Below are 21900 nucleotides of genomic sequence, written 5' to 3'. Positions count from 1 at the left end.
GATTTTGATGTCGTCAGACTGCCAGAAAGGCATCCAATGATTAAAGAATAAAAAAAGATTGGCTATAACTTTGGGGAATAAATAGAGATAAAAAAACGCCCTCGCTATTGAGGGCGTTTTTGCACTTAGTAGAGTTTTTTCGCGCAGTCGAGCCAGTCGCCTTTGAACGGGCGTTTCATGTTCTCGATAGCGTCGATGATGTCGTGATGCACCATTTTTTCGTTCTGAATACCGACACAGCGACCGCCGTAGCCCTGCAACAGCAGCTCGATCGCATAAGAACCCATACGGGAAGCCAGAATGCGGTCGTAAGGTACCGGAGAGCCGCCGCGCTGAATATGGCCAAGAACGGTAGCGCGAGTTTCACGCTGGGTTTCGCTTTCGATGTACTTCGCCAGCTCGTCGATATCGCAGATATGCTCGGTAATCGCCACGATGGCGTGTTTTTTACCTTTGGCGATACCCGCTTTGATCTCTGCTACCAGGTCTTCACGGTTGAATTCCACTTCCGGCAGTACGATAAACTCGCAACCGCCCGCAATCGCCGCTGCCAGCGTCAGGTCGCCGCAGTAGCGCCCCATCACTTCAACGATGGAGATACGCTGGTGGGAAGAAGAGGTGTCACGCAGGCGGTCGATGGCTTCAACCACGGTTTGCAGCGCGGTGAAGTAACCGATGGTGTAGTCAGTACCGGCAACGTCGTTATCGATGGTGCCCGGCAGGCCGATGCACGGGAAACCCATTTCAGTCAGGCGTTTAGCACCCATGTAGGAACCGTCGCCGCCGATAACAACCAGCGCGTCGATACCGCGTTTTTTCATGTTCTCAATAGCCACGGCGCGGATATGCTCTTCGCGGAATTCCGGGAAGCGGGCGGAGCCGAGGAATGTACCGCCGCGGTTGATCATGTCGGACACGCTGTAGCGGTCAAGTTGGATCATGCGGTCTTCGTACAGGCCGAGGTAACCGTCATAGATACCTGCTACTTCCAGACCTTCTGTCAATGCTGCGCGGACGACACCGCGGATCGCGGCATTCATGCCTGGCGCATCACCGCCACTTGTCAACACACCGATTTTTTTAATCATGACTACCTCTGAACTTAGGAATGCAAAATAAAATTCTGTGGCCCGAAGCGACTCCCCTGTGGGAGCGAACAACTATGCTGCAAATAGTATATCAATCCCAGCTTGCTGAATTGATTCAGGTCAGACCAAATGGCGGTAATTTATACACAAAAAGTTGGTCTGGCTCACTTTTTTACAACGAAATACGAAAGCCTCTACGTGCTTATCGTCCTTGAGGTACTACCGAACAAGGATCCTGATGGATTATCACATCAGAACCCGGGAAACGTTGCAGAATCGCCTGTTCTACCTGCTCAGCAATAAGATGCGCCTGAACGAGCGGCAGGTTATCTTCCATTTCCAGATGTATTTGAATAAAGCGGGTCGGCCCTGACTGCCGCGTGCGAAGATCGTGAGCGCCGCTGACACCCGGCCAGGAGGTGACAATGGTGAAAATTTCCTGTCGCTCTTCGTCGGGTAAGGCTCTGTCCAGCAATGCCTGTACTGCGTCATACCCCATGTGTAACGCGCTATACAAAATATAGCTGCCAATACCCAACGCAAACAATGCATCTGCACGATGCCATCCATACCAGGAGAGCCCCAGCGCGATCAGAATTGCGCCGTTCATCATAACATCAGACTGATAATGAAGCATATCCGCCCGCACCGCCTGGCTGTGGTTTTTCCGCACTACCCAGCGCTGAAAAGTGACAAGGATCACAGTGCTAAACAGCGCGATCAACGTGACCGTAATACCAATGCCAGCATCACGCAGCGGTTCAGGCTTAGCAAGGTGCTGAATACCGGTCAAAAACAGGAACAACGCCGAACCAGAAATAAACATACTTTGTGCCAGCGCCGCCAGCGATTCCGCCTTTCCGTGACCGAATGTGTGCTCTTCGTCAGCAGGTTGCAGCGAATAGCGTACAACCAGCAAGTTGGTTAGCGACGCGGCGATATCCACCAGCGAATCAACCAGCGCAGCCAAAATACTGACCGAACCGGTGAACCACCACGCGAAGATTTTAATTATCAGCAGTGACGATGCCATGACGGTCGCCGCAACCGCTGCCCGGGTGACCAGACGCCCATAGGATTGATTCATAAACGCTCCTGCTTGGATCCTGCAGGGATTATAACGAAAGCCAGGCAACAGCAATGGGGAAATTAAGCAGTGGAATTGCGGGCAAAAAAAACCCCTCCATCATGGAGGGGAAGACAGGGATGGTGTCTATGGCAAGGAAAACAGGGTTTGTTACTGGTAATGCCGGGTACTACTGCTACTTAAAACTGTCGACGGAGAACTTTGTTGCATCTGTGCGACTTCGCGCAGTTGCGTCATCCGTTGCTGGTGTTTCTGGTTTAAAACCGCTTGCTGCTCCGGCGTAAGCAGGTTGTACATCTGGTTGCGGACTTTCGCCATTTCAACCTGACGAGCGACTTGCTCCTGCGCCATTTTTTCTGCCTGAGCGCGCACAGCGTTTTCATCAAAATTTTCTGCGGTGACAAGGCGATGCATTGTCTCCATTTCGCTAACATTAACAGGAGGCTGGTCGTGCCGCGCCTGTCTCATTAAATCCCGCATCTGCTGACGCTGATGTTCGGTTAAATTAATACCGTCGAACATATGGCTCTGAACACTGCGCTGTGCAAACCCATCAATCGGGTGCCAGTTATCGCCTGTTACGACGCCAGCAGCCTGGCTAACGGTGCTAAACGCCAGCGTTGAGGCCATGACGGCAGCGGTAACGATGCGCATCACTTACTCCAGTAACCTTTTCGTCTCACGATTCAACGATAATCAGTCTACGATTCAGGCTGCAAACATGCGTCAGGGGGTGTAAAACAACGTAAAGTCATGGATTAGCAAGTCTCGATGACGTAATTTCTGCCTCGGAGGTATTTAAACAATGAATAAAATCCTTTTAGTAGATGATGACCGAGAGCTTACTTCCTTGTTAAAGGAGCTACTCGACATGGAAGGTTTCAATGTGCTCGTTGCCCATGACGGGGAGCAGGCGCTCGACCTCCTCGACGACAGCATCGACCTGCTTTTGCTTGATGTCATGATGCCGAAGAAAAACGGTATCGACACACTTAAAGAGCTACGCCAGACACACCAGACACCGGTCATTATGCTGACCGCACGCGGCAGCGAACTCGATCGCGTTCTCGGCCTTGAGCTGGGCGCGGATGACTATCTGCCAAAACCGTTTAACGATCGTGAATTAGTCGCGCGTATTCGCGCAATCTTGCGCCGCTCGCACTGGAGCGAACAGCAGCAAAGCACCGATAACGGCTCGCCTACCCTTGAAGTGGACGCGCTGAGTCTTAATCCGGGTCGTCAGGAAGCCAGCTTTGAAGGCCAGGCGCTGGAACTGACCGGCACCGAATTCACTCTGCTGTACTTGCTGGCTCAACATTTAGGTCAGGTAGTATCGCGTGAACATCTGAGCCAGGAAGTGCTGGGTAAACGTTTAACGCCGTTCGACCGCGCTATCGATATGCACATTTCCAATCTGCGCCGCAAACTGCCGGAGCGTAAAGATGGGCATCCGTGGTTTAAAACCCTGCGCGGCCGCGGTTATCTGATGGTATCCGCTTCATGATAGGAAGTTTGACCGCCCGCATCTTTGCCATTTTCTGGTTAACGCTGGCGCTGGTATTGATGCTGGTTTTGATGGTGCCAAAGCTGGACTCCCGTCAGATGACGGAGTTGCTGGACAGCGAGCAGCGTCAGGGCGTGATGATTGAACAGCATGTTGAAGCGGAACTGTCGAACGACCCGCCGAACGATCTGATGTGGTGGCGCAGGCTTTTCCGCGCCATCGACAAATGGGCGCCGCCGGGTCAACGTCTGCTGCTGGTGACCAGCGAAGGGCGCGTCATTGGCGCCGAACGCAACGAGATGCAGATCATTCGTAACTTCATCGGCCAAGCGGACAACTCCGACCATCCGCAGAAGAAGAAATATGGCCGGGTCGAAATGGTAGGGCCCTTCTCCGTGCGTGACGGGGAAGACAACTACCAGCTCTATCTGATTCGTCCCGCCAGCAGTTCGCAATCTGACTTTATAAACCTGTTGTTTGACCGCCCGTTATTGCTGCTGATTGTCACCATGCTGATCAGCTCGCCGCTGCTGTTGTGGCTGGCGTGGAGCCTGGCGAAACCGGCTAGGAAACTGAAAAATGCGGCGGATGAAGTGGCGCAAGGCAACTTGCGGCAGCATCCGGAACTGGAATCCGGGCCGCAGGAGTTTCTGGCCGCCGGAGCGAGTTTCAACCAGATGGTGACGGCGCTCGAACGCATGATGACCGCGCAGCAGCGCCTGCTTTCCGACATCTCGCACGAACTGCGTACACCGCTCACGCGCTTACAGCTCGGCACAGCCCTGCTGCGTCGCCGCAGCGGCGATAGCAAAGAGCTGGAGCGCATTGAAACCGAAGCGCAGCGGCTGGACAGCATGATCAACGATCTGCTGGTTATGTCGCGCAATCAGCAGAAAAACGCACTGGTCAGCGAAACGGTGAAAGCCAATCAGATGTGGAATGAGGTGCTGGATAACGCGGCGTTTGAAGCGGAGCAGATGGGCAAATCCCTGACCGTCAATTTCCCGCCGGGCCCGTGGCCGCTGTACGGTAACCCGAGCGCGCTGGAAAGTGCGGTCGAAAACATCGTGCGCAATGCGCTGCGCTACTCACACAGCAAAATCGAAGTCAGTTTCGCGGTGGATAAAGACGGCATCACCATTAACGTGGACGATGACGGCCCCGGCGTCAGCGCGGAAGACAGGGAACAGATTTTCCGCCCGTTCTACCGTACCGACGAAGCGCGCGATCGCGAATCCGGCGGCACAGGCCTTGGCCTGGCGATTGTCGAAACCGCTATCCAGCAGCATCGCGGTTGGGTAAAAGCAGACGACAGCCCGCTCGGCGGGTTACGCCTGACGATATGGCTGCCGTTATATAAACGCGCTTGATAACTCGCCCTTTCCGCTCACCGGAGGGGGCGTTTTATTTTCCCAACAACCTGCGCGAATTATCTTCAATCTTGCCGCTCAAACGCCGCTTTTGCATCGTACGTGTCCAGCTCGCCGACAACCCGGCGGCCGATAGCAAGCGATGGTATTGCTCATCATCAAACGGCTGAAACCAGGCAATCGCCGCCGCGTCATAGACGCTGACATCGCTCACGCGTGAAACCAGCTCCAGTGGCGCTTCTGCCGATACCTTGCCGCCCGCAATCACCCGATAAAGCCAACCAGTGCGGCCGCTGGACTGCATCTGCGTTGACATGTCGCTGATGCCAAAGTGGAAATTGAGTTTGAAACAGGGCGAACGCGGTTGCGTCACCTGGATCAGCGCGTCGCCCCAGCGAAAGATATCGCCGATAAACACATTTTTCTCTGTCAGACCGCTGGTGGAAAGATTTTCGCCAAATGCGGGCGCGCAAAATAAGGCCGCCTGCTGCGGAAATATCTGCGCCCAGTGCGCATAGTGTTCTCGCGGGTAGTGGCACAACGCGCGATCTGTCCCGCCGTGGTAACTTTTCTCCGCCTGCTCGTCCCCGGCGATACCGGTTTCGGTTAGCGTGAGTTCGCCTTCAACCTGCAATTTTGCGATGGCGCTCGGTCGGCTGCCCTGATAATCCCTTATTTTTCCTACAAATACTTCAACCGGATGTTGCATATTCCCTCCAACAGGCTTCGTTCATCACGGTATTACACCACAATTAAGCTCAGACCAAACCTGCAAAAATGAGACATTCATGCACATGCGCGCCGCTGTGCCGTGCTATCACTTACCTTGCGCTTTTGAAACATGATTTCATTAATCGAGGAGGCAGTGACGTGACGCAACCAATCCCCTTTTCCGGCGTCTGGTGTCCTTCCATCACGCCGATGGACAGTGAAGGCAACATCGATCTCAATGCATTAAAACAGCATCTTACCCGCCTGACGGCGGCGAAAATCGACGTGGTATTGCTGATGGGCAGTATCGGCGAGTTCGCCTCTTTCACACTGGATGAACGAATAATGTTGATCCGTGAAGCGCGCGGAATGTCGCCCATTTCGATGGTGGCTAACGTCTCTTCCACCTGTTTTAACGACATCCTGTGGATGGCTGATGAAGCTTACCGCACTGGCTATGAAGCCGTGATGGTGCTGCCGCCTTATTACTATGGGCAAACCAGCAACCAGCTTTTAAGCTACTTTCGCGCGCTGGGCAAAGCGATCAGTGGTAAATGGTTTGCCTATAACTTCCCGGCGCGCACCGGCTGTGATTTAACACCCGAGCTGGTCGCGGCGCTGGCCGCCGAATTCCCCGATTTTGCCGGCATTAAAGACACCGTTGATTGCCAGTCGCACACCCGCAATATGATTCTGGCAACGAAGAACGTGCGTGATGATTTCGCAGTGCTGTGCGGTTACGACGAATACTTCATTCCCACTCTGCTGGCGGGCGGCGCTGGCGTGATTTCAGGCTTAAACAACGTGATGCCGGAGCTGTTCGTTAACGCGCGGGAAGCGTGGCGGCAAGGTGATTTGGCAACGCTGCATCAGGTGCAGCAAGAGATCGGCAAATTTATGGCCATCTACAGCATCGGCGACGATTTTGTTACCACCATCAAAACCGTGGTAGCGCGCAAGTTTGGTTACTGCACCCCCGTCGCCCGTAACTTCGGCGGCACCCTCACTGAAGATCAGTGCAATATTATCGACACCGTTTTTGCTATCCGCTAATGCAAAAGCCGACCTGTAAAGGTCGGCTTCATTTCGTTATTTCACGGTGTTGCGTAGCGACATGTCCGCTTCCGCCCCTTTCACTTTTCGTGACCAGACAGACGTTAAAATCGGCACCAGGATCGAGGTAACGATCACCGAAGTCGCCACCAGCGCGGTCGCCGCTGGCGCCATTGCTTTGAAGTCCGGCACCATTTCAGCAATCAGCACCGGCGTTGCCACCGCAGCGCCAGCCGAACTGGAAGCCGCCAGACCCGCAGTTCCGTCACCGCCGCCAATCAGTTTGTCGGCAATAATCAGCGGGATCCCGGTGATCACAATCACCGCGACGCCCAGCAAAATCCCCAGCAGCCCGGTTTGCGCAATCACGCTTAAATCGATGGTGTTGCCCAGCGCGAAGGCGAAGAACGGAATCAGCGTTTGCACCGCCTTACTAAAGAATTCGCGCAGTTCCGGGTCGAGATTACCCAGCGCAAACCCCACGAGGAATGGCAGCACCGCACCGACAAACACATGCGGTTCAAAAGAGGCGATGCCGGCCGTGCCGAGAATAATCATCGTCATCAACGGGCCGGATTCCAGCGACATCAGCACAAATGCCCCGGCCTCCTCTTTGGTGCCATACTGCTGCATGATGGAGGCGTACAACCCGCCGTTGGTCATATCCATCGATGCCACCAACGCCAGCGTCGATAAACCGGCAAAAAAACCCGCTTCCACGCCATGTTCGGGAATCAACCGCGACGCGATAGCCGCCACCACCCAGGCGATCACGATTTTCGTCACCACCAGCGTGCCGGATTTACGCAGCACCGTACCGGTCGCGCTCAGTTTGATCGACGCGCCCATGCAAAAAAACCACACTGCCAGAATAGGCACCGTGCCGGTAATCATGCCGTTAGTGAACGAACCGAAGTATTTCCCTGCGCCGGGCGCAAAAGTGTGGCACAGAGCACCGATGAACAATGGAACCAGCATCATCCCGCCAGGGATTTTCTCTATTGCACGCTTGATTTGCATATCTTCACCTGTAAAAACCGTTCGATTTTTATGGCGCAGGCACTCCTGTTGAAGGGAACAACAGCCGCGCGGATGAAGAGAGGGTAGACCCGGATTTGGGCGAGAAAAGTGATCAAACATCCATAACAAAACATTATTTCATTATTTTAGGATCATTGTTCCTTTTGATTTTTGGCAGCCAAAAAGGAATAAAAAAGCCCCGCCGGCAATGCCTGGCGGGGCTTCGAATCACGCTCTACTGCGTGACGAAAGCGGCTTATTTTTTCGCAGCGAAACGCGCAGCAGCTTCGTCCCAGTTCACCACGTTCCAGAACTCTTTAATGTAGTCCGGGCGGCGGTTCTGGAATTTCAGGTAGTAAGCGTGTTCCCACACATCCAGGCCCAGAATCGGGAAACCGGACGCGCCAGAGATCGCTTCACCCATCAGCGGGGAATCCTGGTTAGCGGTAGAAACCACAGCCAGTTTGTCGCCTTTCAGCACCAGCCATGCCCAGCCGGAACCAAAGCGCGTTGCCGCTGCTTTTTCGAATTCAGCTTTGAAATTGTCCACGGAACCGAAATCACGCTCGATAGCGGCTTTCAGATCGCCCTGCAGGGTGGTGCCTTTTTTCAGGCCTTTCCAGAACAGGCTGTGGTTAGCGTGGCCGCCTGCGTTGTTACGCAGTACGGTTTTTTTGTCGGCTGGCAGCTGGTCCAGTTTGGTGATCAGCTCTTCAACCGGCAGGCTCGCGAAATCCGGCAGGCTTTCCAGCGCGGCGTTTGCGTTGTTCACGTAAGTCTGGTGATGTTTAGTGTGATGGATTTCCATCGTCTGCTTGTCGAAATGCGGTTCGAGGGCATCGTATGCATACGGCAGAGCGGGCAGTGTATAGCTCATATTCATCTCCATTAAGGGTAAGCGGCTATTGTGTTAACGCCGCGTAAGCAGTTGGTTCATTATAGTTAATTAAATGATATTGAAAATGTTTATCAATGCCGTAGTTTTAATAAGGTTATAACTTTTGGTTATGTTATTGAAATTGTGAAGCCGCTCACCCTCATCACGTGCTCATTGCCAGCCTGCAACGCAACGCGGCAAACGCCTCAAGGTTAATCTTCTGACCGATTTTTACACTCATCAGGTCGGCTGCTCGTATCCCGGCGATAAAAACAAAGAGGATTGTGAAATGAGTAACGCGATTACGATGGGTATTTTTTGGCATTTGATAGGTGCAGCCAGTGCAGCCTGTTTCTATGCCCCGTTTAAAAAGGTAAAAAATTGGTCCTGGGAAACCATGTGGTCAATCGGCGGTATCGTCTCCTGGTTGATCCTTCCCTGGACTATCAGTGCGCTGTTATTGCCTGATTTTTGGGCTTATTTCAGTTCGTTTAGCGCCTCCACGCTGCTGCCGGTGTTTCTTTTCGGCGCAATGTGGGGCATCGGTAACATCAACTATGGCCTGACCATGCGCTACTTAGGCATGTCGATGGGTATTGGCATCGCCATTGGTATTACGCTGATTGTCGGAACATTGATGACGCCGATCCTCAACGGTCACTTCGACGTGCTGATCAACACCGAAGGCGGGCGGATGACGCTGCTGGGCGTGCTGGTAGCGTTGATTGGCGTTGGCATTGTCACCCGCGCCGGTCAGTTGAAAGAGCGCAAAATGGGCATCAAAGCCGAAGAGTTCAACCTGAGAAAAGGGTTAGCGCTGGCGGTGATGTGCGGCGTGTTCTCTGCCGGGATGTCCTTTGCGATGAACGCCGCCAAACCAATGCACGAAGCCGCTGCCGCACTGGGTATCGACCCGCTCTACACTGCGCTGCCAAGTTATGTGGTGATCATGGGCGGCGGTGCGCTGGTCAACCTGAGCTTCTGCTTTATCCGCCTGGCAAAAGTGAAAGATTTGTCGGTAAAAGCCGACTTCTCGCTGGCAAAAGGGCTGATCATCAGCAATATCCTGCTTTCCGCACTGGGCGGCCTGATGTGGTATCTGCAATTCTTCTTCTACGCCTGGGGCCATGCGCGTATTCCGGGGCAGTATGACTACATCAGTTGGATGCTGCATATGAGCTTCTATGTGCTGTGCGGGGGGCTGGTTGGGCTGGTGCTCAAAGAGTGGAAGAACGCCGGACGACAACCGGTAAGTGTGCTGAGTCTCGGCTGTGTGGTAATCATTGTGGCGGCGAATATCGTCGGCCTCGGTATGGCGAGCTAATCAGGCAGCAACCCGGCTACGATGACGCCACTGACCTGGCGTCATCCCTACCTCGCGGCTAAACACCACCGAAAAGTAGTTACTGTCCTCAAAGCCACACTGCATGGCGATTTCACTGATCATCTGCTCGGAATGCTGCAACAAAAATTGCGCATGGCAGATGCGCAGCTGGCGCAAATAGTGGTTGATGGTCATCCCGGTTTGAGTGCGAAACTGCTGGCGCAGCGCCCGCTCGCTGCACTGTTCCTGTTCACAAAAATGCTCCAGCACAAAGCTGCGATTCAGGCTGCCGGAAAGCGCGGTGATGAGCTTATCCAGCAGCGTTTCGCTGTGGGTCGCGGCAAGGTTATCGGTGGCGAAACGGTGGCGTTTTAGGGTCATTACCAGTTGAGCAAACAGGGTTTCCGCCATCAGATTGGCCAGCGGATCGTCCTTCGCGCTCTCATGTTCCAGTTGCGTAATCACCTGCCGCGCCTGCGCCATTCCGCTGCTGCCAATACGCCAGTGCGGATTGGACGGCGCGCCGTTAAGCCCCGGAATATGCGCGGCCCAGTCGAGATTCAGCGTCAGCCGGTCCGGGCAGTAGATAATGTTCTGCAATACCAGGTCATTAACCGAGGCGTAAGAGTGGCAATCTTCGGCGCGGATATAAAACAGATCGCCGCGCGTAATGCGGTAAGGACGGTCATTAAGCACGTGCAAGCCATTACCGCGCCACACCATCACCAGTTCGCAGAACTCATGGGTATGTTCGGCAAAAACATTTTGCGGGTAGCGATCGGCCACCGCGACCGCCTGTCCGGCGCGCGGGAAAAAGTCTGCTTTACGAAGAATTAACTGACCAGCCACAACGCCACCTCTGCCGTGAACAACCTGACATTATTAACGGAAGCCCGGCAAAAAATCGGTGATAGCCTTCTCGTTACTGAAGCAGCGTGTCGCGCCCCTGGCGGATATCGCGCGGCGACCAGTCAAACTCGCGGCGAAACAGCGTCGAAAAGTGGTTACTGTCTCCGAACCCGCAGCGAAAAGCGATATCCGTCACGCTCTCGTCGCTGTGGCGCAGCATATGGCGCGCTTTAATCAACCGCAGGCGGTTTAAATAGCGCTGCGGCGTCATGCCGGTGGACTGTTTAAGCTGACGATGCAGCGTACGCAACGACAAGCTGAACTGTTCTGCCAGCGACTCCCAGCAAATGTCCTCCGCGAAGTGATCTTCCAGCCACAGCATCAGCTGGTTCAGCCGCGCATCGCTGTTGCCCGCATCTTCCTGCTGGCTGCTTTTACGCAATAACACCAGCAGCTGCATAAACAGGATCTCGCGGTTGGCAATGTCATGCGTTGCCACTTCACTGCCCATCTCTTCCATCTGGCTAATGATGCCGCGCACCTGCCCCAGCGTGTGCTGGCTTACCCGCCAGTGCGACGGGTAATGCCCGTCCTGCTCCTGCGGCAGCAACTGGTTCAACCCGGCAAGGAACTGGAACGCATCCGGCGAGCGGTACAGCACATTGGTCAAACAGAGATTATCGGTATGTTCATACAAATGGCGGTCATGATCGCGCACAAAACAGACCGTCCCGCCGCTGATGGTGTACGGCTGACCATTAAACACATGAATCCCCGTTCCATGTTCAACAATCACAATTTCATGAAAATCATGATGATGTTCCGGAAACGCGGCCTGGGGCAATCGCGGTTCAATGGCAACGGGTGATTTACCTGACGGAAAAAAATCCACGCTATGCAGTACGGTCATGATGGCCCCGGTCTTGAGAAATGTTCTCAAAATAGTAATTAAGGGTTTTCCACCTCACCTTAAATTTTCGACGCCGATTTGCGCATAGCCTGCCGTTTTTTCAAGAAACGGCCGGAAAGATCGGGAAATGTGGTGAGGGTCACAATGACCGAAAAGCCCGCGATTACTGGAAACTGTGAACTCTCTCACGTTCATCTTTGCTTTCTTGCCAGCGCGAAATCGCCGCTGTCAGTAGCAAGAAGGTACGACGGTTCCGCCCTTTTTAGACTGTCCGCAATGACTCTAAGAAGGACCCGATCATGACTTTTCGCCATTGTGTTGCGGTTGATTTAGGCGCCTCCAGCGGACGCGTCATGCTGGCGCGCTATGACCGCCAGAACCGCACGCTTTCGCTTCGCGAAATGCACCGTTTTGTAAACTGTCTGCAAAAAGTGGACGGCTTTGATTGCTGGGATATCGACAGCCTGGAAGCCGAAATACGCCTCGGCCTGAATAAGGTGTGCGCCGAAGGCATACAGCCAGACAGCATCGGCATTGATACCTGGGGCGTCGATTACATCCTGGTTAATCGTGAAGGCCAGCGCGTCGGGTTGCCGATTGCCTACCGCGATAATCGCACCGATGGCGTGATGCTCCGCGCGATGCAAAACCCCGGCAAAGCCGATATCTATCGCCGCAGCGGTATTCAGTTTTTACCCTTCAACACCCTGTACCAGTTGCGCGCACTGGCAGAACAGCAACCGCACCTGCTGGAACAGGCCGACCACGCACTGCTGATCCCGGATTACTTCAGCTACCGCCTGACCGGCAATCTCAACTGGGAATACACCAACGCCACCACCACCCAACTGGTCAATATCAACACCGATAACTGGGATGAATCACTGCTGAACTGGGCAGGCGTTCCGGCTCGCTGGTTTGGCACGCCAACCCATCCTGGCAACGTTATCGGCAACTGGATCTGCCCGCAGGGGAATGCCATTCCGGTCGTCGCTGTCGCTAGCCACGATACCGCCAGCGCGGTTATCGCCGCACCGCTGGAAAATCACGACGCGGCGTATCTCTCTTCCGGCACCTGGTCACTGATGGGCTTTGAGAGCAAAACCCCACACACCAGCGATGAGGCGCTCGCCGCCAATATCACTAACGAAGGCGGTGCCGAAGGCCGTTACCGGGTGCTGAAAAACATCATGGGGTTGTGGCTGCTGCAACGCGTGCTGAAAGAGCAAAACATCACCGATTTGCCAGCATTGATTGCGCTCACCGAGCAGCGCCCAATCTGCCGCTGCGTGATTAACCCGAATGACGATCGCTTTATCAACCCGGACAACATGAGCGCCGAAATCCAGGCCGCTTGCCGGGAAGCGGGTCAACCCGTACCGCAAAACGCCGCCGAACTGGCGCGCTGCATCTTCGATAGCCTCGCGCTGTTGTATGCCGATGTGCTGAGCGAACTGGCTTTCCTGCGTGGTAAGCCGTTTACCCGCCTGCATATTGTCGGCGGCGGCTGCCAGAACCAGTTACTGAACCAGCTCTGCGCCGATGCCTGCGGGCTGCCGGTGGTCGCCGGGCCGGTTGAAGCCTCGACGCTGGGGAATATTGGCGTGCAACTGATGACGCTGGATGAGCTAAGCAACGTCGATGACTTTCGCCAGCTGGTCACAGCTAACCACTCACTGATTACGTTTACCCCTAATCCTGATAATGAAATCGCCCGCTATGTCGCGCGCTTTCAGCAAAAACGACAGACAAAGGAGCTTTGCGCATGACCACTCAACTTGAACAAGCCTGGGACATTGCTAAACAGCGTTTCGCCGCTGTGGGGATTGATGTCGAGGAAGCGCTGCGCCAGCTCGACAGGCTGCCGGTTTCCATGCACTGCTGGCAGGGCGATGACGTTGCCGGTTTCGAAAACCCGGAAGGCAGCCTGACCGGCGGTATTCAGGCTACCGGCAATTATCCAGGCAAAGCGCGCAACGCCACGGAATTACGCGCCGATCTGGAACAAGCGCTGAGCCTGATCCCAGGTCCGAAACGCCTGAACCTGCATGCGATTTATCACGAAGCCGAAACGCCGGTCGCGCGTAATGAAATCAAACCCGAACACTTCAAAAACTGGGTGCAATGGGCAAAAGCCAACAATCTGGGGCTGGACTTCAACCCGTCCTGCTTTTCGCACCCACTGAGCGCGGATGGCTTCACGCTTTCCCACGCTAACGACGAGATCCGTCAGTTCTGGATCGACCACGTGAAAGCCAGCCGCCGCGTTTCCGCTTACTTTGGCGAACAACTGGGTACACCGTCGGTAATGAATATCTGGATCCCGGACGGCATGAAAGATGTCACCGTTGACCGTCTTGCGCCGCGCCAGCGCCTGCTCAATGCGCTGGATGAGGTGATCAGCGAAAAACTGAACCCGGCGCACCACATCGACGCCGTGGAAAGTAAGTTATTCGGCATCGGCGCTGAGAGCTACACCGTCGGCTCCAACGAGTTTTATATGGGTTACGCCACCAGCCGCCAGATCGCGCTGTGTCTCGATGCCGGCCACTTCCATCCAACGGAGGTTATCTCCGACAAAATCTCTGCCGCCATGCTCTATGTGCCGCGTCTGCTGTTGCATGTCAGCCGCCCGGTACGCTGGGACAGCGACCACGTTGTGCTGTTGGATGACGAAACCCAGGCCATCGCCAGCGAAATTATCCGCCACAAACTGTTCGACCGCGTCCATATCGGGCTCGACTTCTTCGACGCCTCCATCAACCGCATCGCCGCGTGGGTGATTGGTACGCGCAATATGAAAAAAGCGCTGCTGCGCGCACTGCTCGAACCGGTTGAGCAACTGCGCAAACTGGAAGCGGACGGCGATTACACCGCGCGCCTGGCACTGCTGGAAGAGCAGAAATCCCTGCCGTGGCAGGCGGTGTGGGAAATGTACTGCCAGCGCCACGATACGCCAGCTGGTAGCCAGTGGCTGGAAAGCGTGCGGGCCTATGAGAAAGACGTATTAAGCAAACGTGGCTAATCGCTGCGCATTCATCAGCCCGGTAAGCGCAGCGCTACCGGGCAATAAACGGGAAACAGAAGACTATGCAGACCATTACCGATTCCTGGTTCGTCCAGGGGATGATCAAAGCCACCTCGGACGCCTGGCTGAAAGGCTGGGATGAACGCAACGGCGGCAACCTGACGCTGCGCCTGGATGAGGCCGATATCACATCGTTCGCCGCTGATTTTCACCAGAAACCACGCTATATCGCCCTCAGCCAGCCGATGCCGCTGCTGGCTAACACGCCGTTTATCGTTACCGGCTCCGGCAAATTTTTCCGTAACGTGCAGCTCGATCCGGCAGCAAATTTAGGCGTGGTGAAAGTCGACAGCGACGGCGCGGGTTACCACATTCTATGGGGACTGGAGCATGAAGCGGTTCCGACGTCAGAGCTACCGGCGCACTTTTTGTCGCACTGCGAACGCATCAAAGCCACCGGCGGGAAAGACCGCGTGATTATGCACTGTCATGCTACCAACCTGATTGCGCTGACCTACGTGCTGGAAAACACATCTGATTTGATTACCCGCAAGCTGTGGGAAGGCAGCACCGAATGTCTGGTGGTGTTCCCGGATGGCGTTGGCATTCTGCCGTGGATGGTGCCAGGTACCGATGAAATCGGTCAGGCGACCGCCAAAGATATGCAGAAACATTCGCTGGTGCTGTGGCCTTTCCACGGCGTGTTCGGCAGCGGGCCGACGCTCGACGAAGCCTTTGGCCTGATCGACACCGCCGAGAAATCTGCCGAGGTGCTGGTAAAAATCTACTCGATGGGCGGTATGAAACAGACCATCACGCAGCAAGAACTGATTGCGCTGGGTAAACGCTTTGGCGTGACGCCGCTGCAATCGGCATTAGATCTGTACCAATAACAACATCGCGCCCCGCTCACTGAGACGGGGCGAATCCTCACCTGCAAGCCCTACAAACACTAACTCTCGTGGAGTAAAAGCAATGAAAACAAAAGCAAGCTTAATCCTCACCGTTGCCATTCTGGCGTTGTCCGGTTCCGCTTTAGCTGAAGTAAAAATCGCCCTCGTGGCGAAATCTTTAGGTAATGGCTTTTTTGAAGCAGCAAACACCGGCGCACAGGAGGCAGCCAAAGAGCTAGGAGATGTCAAAGTGATCTACACCGGCCCGACCACCACCACGGCCGAAGCGCAGATCGAAGTGCTTAACGGGTTGATCGCCCAGGGGGTGGATGCGATCGCCATCTCCGCCAACGATCCCGATGCCGTGGTGCCGGTGCTGAAAAAAGCGATGCAGCGCGGCATTAAAGTGGTGTCGTGGGATTCCGGCGTGGCGAAAGCCGGACGCCAGATCCACCTCAACCCCTCGAATAACGCGCTGATTGGCGAAACCAACGTCAAACTGGCCGCCGATGCGCTAAAAGCACTGAACGTTGAAAAAGGCGATGTGGCGATCCTTAGCGCCACGCCCACCTCCACCAACCAGAACATCTGGATTGCGGAGATGAAAAAGGTGCTGCCGAAGTACCCGTCGATTAACCTGGTGACTGTCGCTTATGGCGACGATCTCTCCGATAAGAGTTACCGCGAAGCGGTCGGCCTGCTGAAATCGTATCCGGACCTGAAAGTGATTGTTTCGCCATCGTCGGTCGGCATTGTCGCGGCGGCGCAAGCGGTAAAAGACCAGGGCAAGATTGGCAAAGTGTATGTCACTGGTTTAGGGCTGCCGTCTGAAATGGCGGGCGCCATTAAGTCCGGCGCGAGCAAAAGTTTCGCCATCTGGAACCCGATCGACCTCGGTTATGCCGCCACCTATTTAGCGGATGACCTGGTGAAAGGCACGGCGACCAAAGACGAAGCCAGCATGGGCAAACTCGGCAAGGTGAAACTCGACGCCGATGGTAACGGCGCGATGGCTGAGCCGTTTGTCTACGATGCCAGCAACATTGATAAGTTCTCGAAGATTTTCTGATCCCTTCCTGCCCTCTTTTGCGGGAGAGGGCAAAAACTGGAGAACTATCATGACGGCATCCACCCCTCTGCTGTCGCTCAAGGGCATCACCAAAGTTTTTCCCGGTGTGCGCGCCCTTGAGAACGTACAGCTCGATCTCTGGCCCGGCAAAGTCACCGCGTTGATCGGTGAAAACGGCGCGGGCAAATCCACGCTGGTCAAAGTGATGACCGGTATTTACCAGCCTGAAGAGGGCGAAATACTCTACAAAGCGATCCCCATTTCGCTCCCCACGCCCGAGTCGGCCCATAAAGTGGGGATCACCGCGATTCACCAGGAAACAGTGCTGTTTGACGAGTTATCGGTCACCGAAAATATCTTTGTTGGGCAGTATCTGTATAAAGGGCTGTTGAAAAAACTCGACTGGCCCGCCATGCACCAACAAGCACAGGCGATCCTCACCCGGCTGGAGGTACAAATTGATCCGCGCGCGACGCTGAAAACATTGAGTATCGCCCAGCGCCACATGGTGGCGATTGCCCGTGCGCTCTCCTTTGAAGCGCAGGTGGTGATTCTGGACGAACCGACCGCCGCGCTCTCGCAGCATGAGATCCTGGAGTTCTACCAAATCGTTGAACGCCTGAAGCAGGAAGGCAAAGCGATCCTGTTTATCTCGCACAAGTTTGATGAAATTTTTGAGCTGGCGGATCACTACACCATTTTGCGCGACGGAGTGTATGTCGATTCCGGCGCCATCAATGACATCACCGAAGAGCGGATGGTGGCGATGATGGTCGGGCGCGCCATTAACCAGAGCTGGCCGAAAGTGGCCTGCACACCCGGCGAAACCGTGCTGGAAGTGCGCGATTTATGCCATCCCACGGAATTTGCCCATATCAACTTTTCGCTGCGCAAAGGCGAGATCCTCGGCTTTTACGGCCTGGTCGGTGCCGGGCGCACGGAACTGATGCAGGCACTTTCCGGCGTGTCGCGCCCCTCTTCTGGCGAGATCATCCTTAACGGGCGAACGGTGCATTTCCGCCAGCCTGCGGACGCTATCAACGCCGGGATTGTTTGCGTACCGGAAGAGCGGCAAAAACAGGGCGCGATCATTGAGCTGTCGATTGCCCAGAACATCAGCCTGCCGCAGCTCAGCAAACTCAATAGCAACGGCGTGCTTAACGAGGCCAAAGAGTGGGCGCTGGCGGATGAGTATGCCCGCCGTTTGCAGGTGAAAGCCTTTAGCTGGAAGCAGGCGGTGGAAACCCTCTCCGGCGGCAATCAGCAAAAAGTGGTGATCGGCAAATGGCTCGCCACCCATCCGGACGTAATCATCCTCGATGAACCAACGAAAGGCATCGATATCGGTTCGAAAGCCGCCGTACACCAGTTTATGTCGGAACTGGTAGCCCACGGGCTGGCGGTGATTATGGTCTCGTCCGAATTGCCGGAAGTGATGGGCATGGCCGATCGGGTGATCGTCATGCACGAAGGGCTGATGGTCGCCGAGTACCAGGCCGGTGAAGCGACGGCGGAAACCATCGTCAGCGCCGCCAGCGGTGCCGGGAAGGAGGCAGCATAATGTGGCAACAACTGCTTAAACATCGCGAAGCGCTGCTCGGGGGCGTGATTGTGCTGCTGGTGCTGGCTATCGGCAGCCGTGTTCCTTCGTTTATCAGTCCCGGTAACCTGGTGGAGATGTTCAACGATACCGCCATTCTGATCATCCTCGCCCTCGGGCAAATGATGGTGCTGCTGACCAAAGGTATCGACCTGTCGATGGCCGCCAACCTGGCGTTGACCGGCATGATTGTCGCGCTGATTAATTTCCATCACCCGGATGTGCCTGTCTGGTCGTTGCTGCTGCTGGCAACGGTGCTCGGGCTGGTGATGGGCATCATCAATGGCCTGCTGGTATGGAAACTCGGTATCCCGGCGATTGTCGTCACGCTTGGCACCATGAGTATTTATCGCGGGATTATCTTTTTGCTCTCCGGCGGCGGCTGGGTGAACTCTAATCAGATGGGCGCAGATTTTCTCGGTCTTCCGCGAACTTCAGTGCTGGGTTTGCCGGTACTGAGCTGGTGCGCCATCGCCATATTGCTGCTGGTGGGCTACTTCCTGCGTTACAGCCGCACCGGACGAGCGCTCTATACCGCGGGCGGTAACGCCACGGCGGCGTATTACACCGGTATCAACACCGGAAAGATGCAGTTTGTCAGCTTCTGCCTTTCTGGCGCCCTGGCGGGCTTTTGCGGCTACTTGTGGATCTCGCGTTTTGCCGTGGCCTATGTCGACGTGGCTAACGGGTTCGAACTGCAAGTGGTTGCCGCCTGTGTGATTGGCGGCATCAGCACCATGGGCGGCACCGGGCGCGTACTCGGCTGTTTGTTCGGCGCGCTGTTCCTCGGCGTTATCAATAACGCGTTGCCGGTAATTGGCATTTCGCCGTTCTGGCAGATGGCGATTTCCGGCACGGTGATCGTGATTGCGGTGCTGCTCAACGAGCGCGGTAACAAACGCAAAGGCCGCTTGATCCTGCGCGACGCGGCGTTGGCACGACAAAAACAGGCGGTGAAACCATGAGCAAAATATTGACTTCTGAGCCCGTGAAAAATACCCCTGCCGCGACACCGTTCTTTAAGCGCTTGTTGTGCTGGGAAGGGTTTTTACTGGCGGTAACGCTGGCGGTGTTTGTGGTAAACGCCCTCGCGTCGCCCTATTTCCTCAACATCTGGAATCTTTCCGACGCGACATTCAACTTCACCGAAAAAGCGATCATCGTGTTGCCGATGGCGATGCTGATCATTGCCCGCGAAATTGACCTCTCTGTCGCCGCCACCATCGCGCTCAGCTCAACGGCGATGGGCTTTTGCGCCCAGGCGGGTATGGATACGCCGCTGCTGGTGTGCGTCGGTTTGGGCACTGGGCTGCTGTGCGGGTTGTTCAACGGCATTCTGGTGACTCGCTTTAACCTCTCTTCAATTGTGATCACCATCGGCACCATGAGCTTGTATCGCGGCATTACCTACATTCTGCTGGGCGATCAGGCGCTTAATACCTGGCCTGCGAGTTTTGCGTGGTTTGGCCAGGGCTACGTGTGGGGCGCGCTGTCGTTTGAGTTTGCCTTGTTCATCGTGCTGGCGCTGCTGTTTGCTTTCCTGTTGCACAAAACCAACTTTGGCCGCCGCACGTACGCCATCGGCAATAACCCGACCGGCGCGTGGTATTCCGGTATCAATGTTAAACGCCACAACCTGATCCTCTTCGCGCTGGTGGGGCTGATGGCGGGACTGGCCTCGGTGCTGCTGACATCGCGTTTGGGCAGCACGCGCCCGACGATTGCGCTGGGCTGGGAGCTTTCAGTGGTGACGATGGCGGTGCTCGGCGGCGTCAACATTCTTGGCGGTTCCGGCAGCATGGTGGGCGTGATTATCGCCGCCTTCCTGATGGGGCTGGTGACCTTTGGCCTGAGCCTGCTCAATGTGCCGGGCATTGTGATGTCGATTATCGTCGGCGCGATGCTGATTGTGGTGATTTCGCTGCCGATCATCACCCGCCGCATGATGCAGCGCAGGCGTTTATGAATCCCTCCGGCGACAGGGCGTTTCGTCGCCGGTAAAAATCAAACAAAATAAAGGAGTTATGTATGAGCTTTATGTTAGCACTACCCAAAATCAGCCTGCATGGCGCGGGCGCTATCGGCGATATGGTCAAGATGGTGGCGAACAAACAGTGGGGAAAAGCGCTGATTGTCACCGACGGGCAACTGGTCAAACTGGGTCTGCTGGACAGCCTGTTTGCCGCGCTGAAAGCGCATAACATGCCGTATCACCTGTTTGATGACGTGTTCCCGAACCCAACGGAAGCGCTGGTACAACAAGGCTATGCGGCGTATCAAAACGCCGCCTGCGATTACATTATCGCCTTCGGCGGCGGCAGCCCGATCGATACCGCCAAAGGGGTGAAAATCCTCACCGCTAACCCTGGCCCGTCGACCGCCTATTCCGGCGTCGGCAAAGTGAAAAACCCCGGTGTGCCGCTAGTCGCCATCAATACCACCGCCGGTACGGCGGCGGAGATGACCAGTAACGCGGTGATCATTGATTCCGCGCGGCAGGTGAAAGAAGTGATTATCGACCCGAACATTATTCCTGATATCGCCGTCGATGATGCCAGCGTGATGCTGGAGATCCCCGCTTCTGTTACCGCCGCAACCGGCATGGATGCGCTGACCCACGCCGTTGAAGCGTTTGTTTCGGTGGGTGCGCACCCGTTGACCGACGCCAACGCGCTGGAAGCGATTCGCTTAATTAACCTGTGGCTGCCAAAGGCGGTTGATGACGGCCACAACCTTGAAGCGCGTGAGCAAATGGCGTACGGCCAGTATCTTGCCGGCATGGCCTTTAACAGCGCCGGGCTTGGTCTGGTTCATGCGTTAGCGCACCAGCCGGGTGCCACACACAATTTGCCGCACGGCGTATGCAATGCCATCTTGTTGCCAGTCATCGAAAACTTTAACCGCCCGAACGCCGTCGCCCGTTTTGCCCGCGTGGCGCAGGCGATGGGTGTCGACACCAAAGGAATGAGCGATGAAACCGCCAGCATGGAAGCCATCAATGCGATCCGCGCCCTGAGTGCGCGCGTCGGTATTCCTTCTGGTTTTAGCAAACTCGGCGTTACCAAAGCGGATATCGAAGGCTGGCTGGATAAAGCGCTCGCCGATCCGTGCGCACCGTGCAACCCGCGAACCGCCAGCCGGGACGAAGTGCGCGAGCTTTATCTGGAGGCATTATGATCCGTAAAGCCTTTGTGATGCAGGTAAATCCCGATGCGCACGAAGAGTATGAACGCCGCCACAACCCGATCTGGCCGGAGCTGGAAGCGGCGCTGAAAGCAGGCGGCGCGCACCATTACGCCATTTTTCTCGATAAACAGCGCAACCTGCTGTTCGCTACCGTTGAGATTGAATCGGAAGCGCGCTGGAACGCCGTCGCTAACACAGAGGTGTGTCAGCGCTGGTGGAAATATATGCGTGATGTCATGCCCGCTAACCCGGACAACAGCCCGGTCAGCGCGGAATTAAAAGAAGTTTTCTACCTGGAGTAAGCGGTTAGCCCCCTTCGCAAAGGAGGGGG

The 21900-nt window shown here is 55.4% G+C and carries 21 protein-coding genes; 13 read left to right on the top strand and 8 right to left on the bottom strand.

The features are described 5' to 3' along the window. Positions 1-125 precede the first annotated feature (125 nt). From pfkA to cpxP, 3 genes are all read right to left on the bottom strand, one after another. Entirely contained in the window at positions 126-1088 is a 963-nt protein-coding gene (pfkA, locus tag M8Q36_RS06415; protein WP_017459651.1) for a 6-phosphofructokinase, read from the bottom strand. Positions 1089-1290: 202 nt separating this feature from the next. Then, the gene (gene fieF, locus M8Q36_RS06410) at positions 1291-2175 is read right to left on the bottom strand and encodes a CDF family cation-efflux transporter FieF (RefSeq protein WP_249880376.1); all 885 of its coding nucleotides are present in this window, start codon (positions 2173-2175) and stop codon (positions 1291-1293) included. Between the two features lie 150 nt (positions 2176-2325). Then, the gene (gene cpxP / locus M8Q36_RS06405; RefSeq protein WP_017459653.1) at positions 2326-2829 is read right to left on the bottom strand and encodes a cell-envelope stress modulator CpxP; all 504 of its coding nucleotides are present in this window, start codon (positions 2827-2829) and stop codon (positions 2326-2328) included. A 151-nt stretch (positions 2830-2980) separates the two neighbouring features. Between cpxP and cpxR the strand changes: the two genes are divergently transcribed. Both cpxR and cpxA read left to right on the top strand, forming a co-directional pair. Then, complete coding sequence (gene cpxR, locus M8Q36_RS06400; RefSeq protein ID WP_044489537.1) at positions 2981-3679, top strand: envelope stress response regulator transcription factor CpxR; 699 nt, start codon at positions 2981-2983, stop codon at positions 3677-3679. Next, positions 3676-5049 (top strand): envelope stress sensor histidine kinase CpxA, encoded by a 1374-nt coding sequence (gene cpxA / locus M8Q36_RS06395; protein ID WP_249880375.1) that lies wholly within the window; start codon positions 3676-3678, stop codon positions 5047-5049. The genes cpxR and cpxA overlap by 4 nt, the downstream gene beginning before the upstream one ends. 34 nt (positions 5050-5083) lie before the next feature. On the opposite strand, the gene yiiM is transcribed toward cpxA, so the two are convergent. Next, a complete protein-coding gene (gene yiiM, locus M8Q36_RS06390; protein WP_249880374.1) occupies positions 5084-5758 on the bottom strand; it encodes a 6-hydroxyaminopurine reductase in 675 nt (224 codons plus the stop codon). Between the two features lie 161 nt (positions 5759-5919). Between yiiM and M8Q36_RS06385 the strand changes: the two genes are divergently transcribed. Further along, a complete protein-coding gene (locus M8Q36_RS06385; protein WP_349654600.1) occupies positions 5920-6813 on the top strand; it encodes a dihydrodipicolinate synthase family protein in 894 nt (297 codons plus the stop codon). Between the two features lie 36 nt (positions 6814-6849). Here M8Q36_RS06385 and kdgT read toward each other — a convergent pair whose 3' ends face one another. Beyond that, complete coding sequence (kdgT, locus tag M8Q36_RS06380) at positions 6850-7833, bottom strand: 2-keto-3-deoxygluconate transporter (RefSeq protein WP_020455924.1); 984 nt, start codon at positions 7831-7833, stop codon at positions 6850-6852. A 256-nt stretch (positions 7834-8089) separates the two neighbouring features. Next, positions 8090-8710, bottom strand: coding sequence for a superoxide dismutase [Mn] (sodA, locus tag M8Q36_RS06375; RefSeq protein ID WP_249880373.1), 621 nt, complete (start codon positions 8708-8710; stop codon positions 8090-8092). Between the two features lie 289 nt (positions 8711-8999). On the opposite strand from sodA, the gene rhaT reads away from it, so the two are divergent. Then, entirely contained in the window at positions 9000-10034 is a 1035-nt protein-coding gene (gene rhaT / locus M8Q36_RS06370; RefSeq protein ID WP_200553179.1) for an L-rhamnose/proton symporter RhaT, read from the top strand. Here rhaT and rhaR read toward each other — a convergent pair whose 3' ends face one another. Both rhaR and rhaS (M8Q36_RS06360) read right to left on the bottom strand, forming a co-directional pair. Beyond that, the gene (gene rhaR / locus M8Q36_RS06365; protein WP_249880372.1) at positions 10035-10883 is read right to left on the bottom strand and encodes an HTH-type transcriptional activator RhaR; all 849 of its coding nucleotides are present in this window, start codon (positions 10881-10883) and stop codon (positions 10035-10037) included. Between the two features lie 73 nt (positions 10884-10956). Continuing rightward, the gene (gene rhaS / locus M8Q36_RS06360; protein ID WP_020455920.1) at positions 10957-11793 is read right to left on the bottom strand and encodes an HTH-type transcriptional activator RhaS; all 837 of its coding nucleotides are present in this window, start codon (positions 11791-11793) and stop codon (positions 10957-10959) included. Positions 11794-12092: 299 nt separating this feature from the next. Here rhaS (M8Q36_RS06360) and rhaB point away from each other — a divergent pair, with 299 nt between their 5' ends. From rhaB to rhaM, 9 genes are all read left to right on the top strand, one after another. Next, entirely contained in the window at positions 12093-13562 is a 1470-nt protein-coding gene (gene rhaB, locus M8Q36_RS06355) for a rhamnulokinase (protein WP_249880371.1), read from the top strand. Next, positions 13559-14818 carry an L-rhamnose isomerase gene (gene rhaA / locus M8Q36_RS06350; protein ID WP_249880370.1) on the top strand — a complete coding sequence of 420 codons (1260 nt, stop codon included), beginning with the start codon at positions 13559-13561 and terminating at the stop codon, positions 14816-14818. The genes rhaB and rhaA overlap by 4 nt, the downstream gene beginning before the upstream one ends. Before the next feature lie 65 nt (positions 14819-14883). Continuing rightward, entirely contained in the window at positions 14884-15714 is an 831-nt protein-coding gene (rhaD, locus tag M8Q36_RS06345; protein ID WP_249880369.1) for a rhamnulose-1-phosphate aldolase, read from the top strand. Between the two features lie 82 nt (positions 15715-15796). Further along, a complete protein-coding gene (rhaS, locus tag M8Q36_RS06340; RefSeq protein WP_249880368.1) occupies positions 15797-16783 on the top strand; it encodes a rhamnose ABC transporter substrate-binding protein in 987 nt (328 codons plus the stop codon). Positions 16784-16832: 49 nt separating this feature from the next. Continuing rightward, positions 16833-18344, top strand: a complete 1512-nt coding sequence (locus M8Q36_RS06335; protein ID WP_045512373.1) for a sugar ABC transporter ATP-binding protein — start codon at positions 16833-16835, stop codon at positions 18342-18344. Further along, positions 18344-19348: an ABC transporter permease gene (locus tag M8Q36_RS06330; RefSeq protein WP_249880367.1), complete on the top strand. Its 1005-nt coding sequence runs from the start codon at positions 18344-18346 to the stop codon at positions 19346-19348. The genes M8Q36_RS06335 and M8Q36_RS06330 overlap by 1 nt, the downstream gene beginning before the upstream one ends. Further along, positions 19345-20349, top strand: a complete 1005-nt coding sequence (locus tag M8Q36_RS06325) for an ABC transporter permease (RefSeq protein WP_249880366.1) — start codon at positions 19345-19347, stop codon at positions 20347-20349. The genes M8Q36_RS06330 and M8Q36_RS06325 overlap by 4 nt, the downstream gene beginning before the upstream one ends. A 62-nt stretch (positions 20350-20411) precedes the next feature. Then, complete coding sequence (fucO, locus tag M8Q36_RS06320; RefSeq protein WP_249880365.1) at positions 20412-21560, top strand: lactaldehyde reductase; 1149 nt, start codon at positions 20412-20414, stop codon at positions 21558-21560. Continuing rightward, positions 21557-21871 carry an L-rhamnose mutarotase gene (rhaM, locus tag M8Q36_RS06315; RefSeq protein WP_020455911.1) on the top strand — a complete coding sequence of 105 codons (315 nt, stop codon included), beginning with the start codon at positions 21557-21559 and terminating at the stop codon, positions 21869-21871. The genes fucO and rhaM overlap by 4 nt, the downstream gene beginning before the upstream one ends. Positions 21872-21900: the final 29 nt, after the last annotated feature.

This window comes from Kosakonia sp. R1.Fl, from assembly GCF_023516815.1.
Classification (GTDB): domain Bacteria; phylum Pseudomonadota; class Gammaproteobacteria; order Enterobacterales; family Enterobacteriaceae; genus Kosakonia.
The sequence above is the reverse complement of the archived record's forward strand: the minus strand, read 5'-3'. Positions and strand labels throughout refer to the sequence as shown.

Bases quoted from the DNA above. Each gene is read 5' to 3' on its own strand.
- rhaB (WP_249880371.1), top strand. From the start codon at position 12,093: ATGACTTTTCGCCATTGTGTTGCGGTTGATTTAGGCGCCTCCAGCGGA.
- rhaS (WP_020455920.1), bottom strand. From the start codon at position 11,793: ATGACCGTACTGCATAGCGTGGATTTTTTTCCGTCAGGTAAATCACCC.
- fucO (WP_249880365.1), top strand. From the start codon at position 20,412: ATGAGCTTTATGTTAGCACTACCCAAAATCAGCCTGCATGGCGCGGGC.
- cpxP (WP_017459653.1), bottom strand. From the start codon at position 2,829: ATGCGCATCGTTACCGCTGCCGTCATGGCCTCAACGCTGGCGTTTAGC.
- rhaS (WP_249880368.1), top strand. From the start codon at position 15,797: ATGAAAACAAAAGCAAGCTTAATCCTCACCGTTGCCATTCTGGCGTTG.
- rhaM (WP_020455911.1), top strand. From the start codon at position 21,557: ATGATCCGTAAAGCCTTTGTGATGCAGGTAAATCCCGATGCGCACGAA.
- M8Q36_RS06335 (WP_045512373.1), top strand. From the start codon at position 16,833: ATGACGGCATCCACCCCTCTGCTGTCGCTCAAGGGCATCACCAAAGTT.
- rhaT (WP_200553179.1), top strand. From the start codon at position 9,000: ATGAGTAACGCGATTACGATGGGTATTTTTTGGCATTTGATAGGTGCA.
- kdgT (WP_020455924.1), bottom strand. From the start codon at position 7,833: ATGCAAATCAAGCGTGCAATAGAGAAAATCCCTGGCGGGATGATGCTG.
- rhaD (WP_249880369.1), top strand. From the start codon at position 14,884: ATGCAGACCATTACCGATTCCTGGTTCGTCCAGGGGATGATCAAAGCC.
- M8Q36_RS06325 (WP_249880366.1), top strand. From the start codon at position 19,345: ATGAGCAAAATATTGACTTCTGAGCCCGTGAAAAATACCCCTGCCGCG.
- sodA (WP_249880373.1), bottom strand. From the start codon at position 8,710: ATGAGCTATACACTGCCCGCTCTGCCGTATGCATACGATGCCCTCGAA.
- fieF (WP_249880376.1), bottom strand. From the start codon at position 2,175: ATGAATCAATCCTATGGGCGTCTGGTCACCCGGGCAGCGGTTGCGGCG.
- M8Q36_RS06330 (WP_249880367.1), top strand. From the start codon at position 18,344: ATGTGGCAACAACTGCTTAAACATCGCGAAGCGCTGCTCGGGGGCGTG.
- yiiM (WP_249880374.1), bottom strand. From the start codon at position 5,758: ATGCAACATCCGGTTGAAGTATTTGTAGGAAAAATAAGGGATTATCAG.
- pfkA (WP_017459651.1), bottom strand. From the start codon at position 1,088: ATGATTAAAAAAATCGGTGTGTTGACAAGTGGCGGTGATGCGCCAGGC.
- cpxA (WP_249880375.1), top strand. From the start codon at position 3,676: ATGATAGGAAGTTTGACCGCCCGCATCTTTGCCATTTTCTGGTTAACG.
- rhaA (WP_249880370.1), top strand. From the start codon at position 13,559: ATGACCACTCAACTTGAACAAGCCTGGGACATTGCTAAACAGCGTTTC.
- cpxR (WP_044489537.1), top strand. From the start codon at position 2,981: ATGAATAAAATCCTTTTAGTAGATGATGACCGAGAGCTTACTTCCTTG.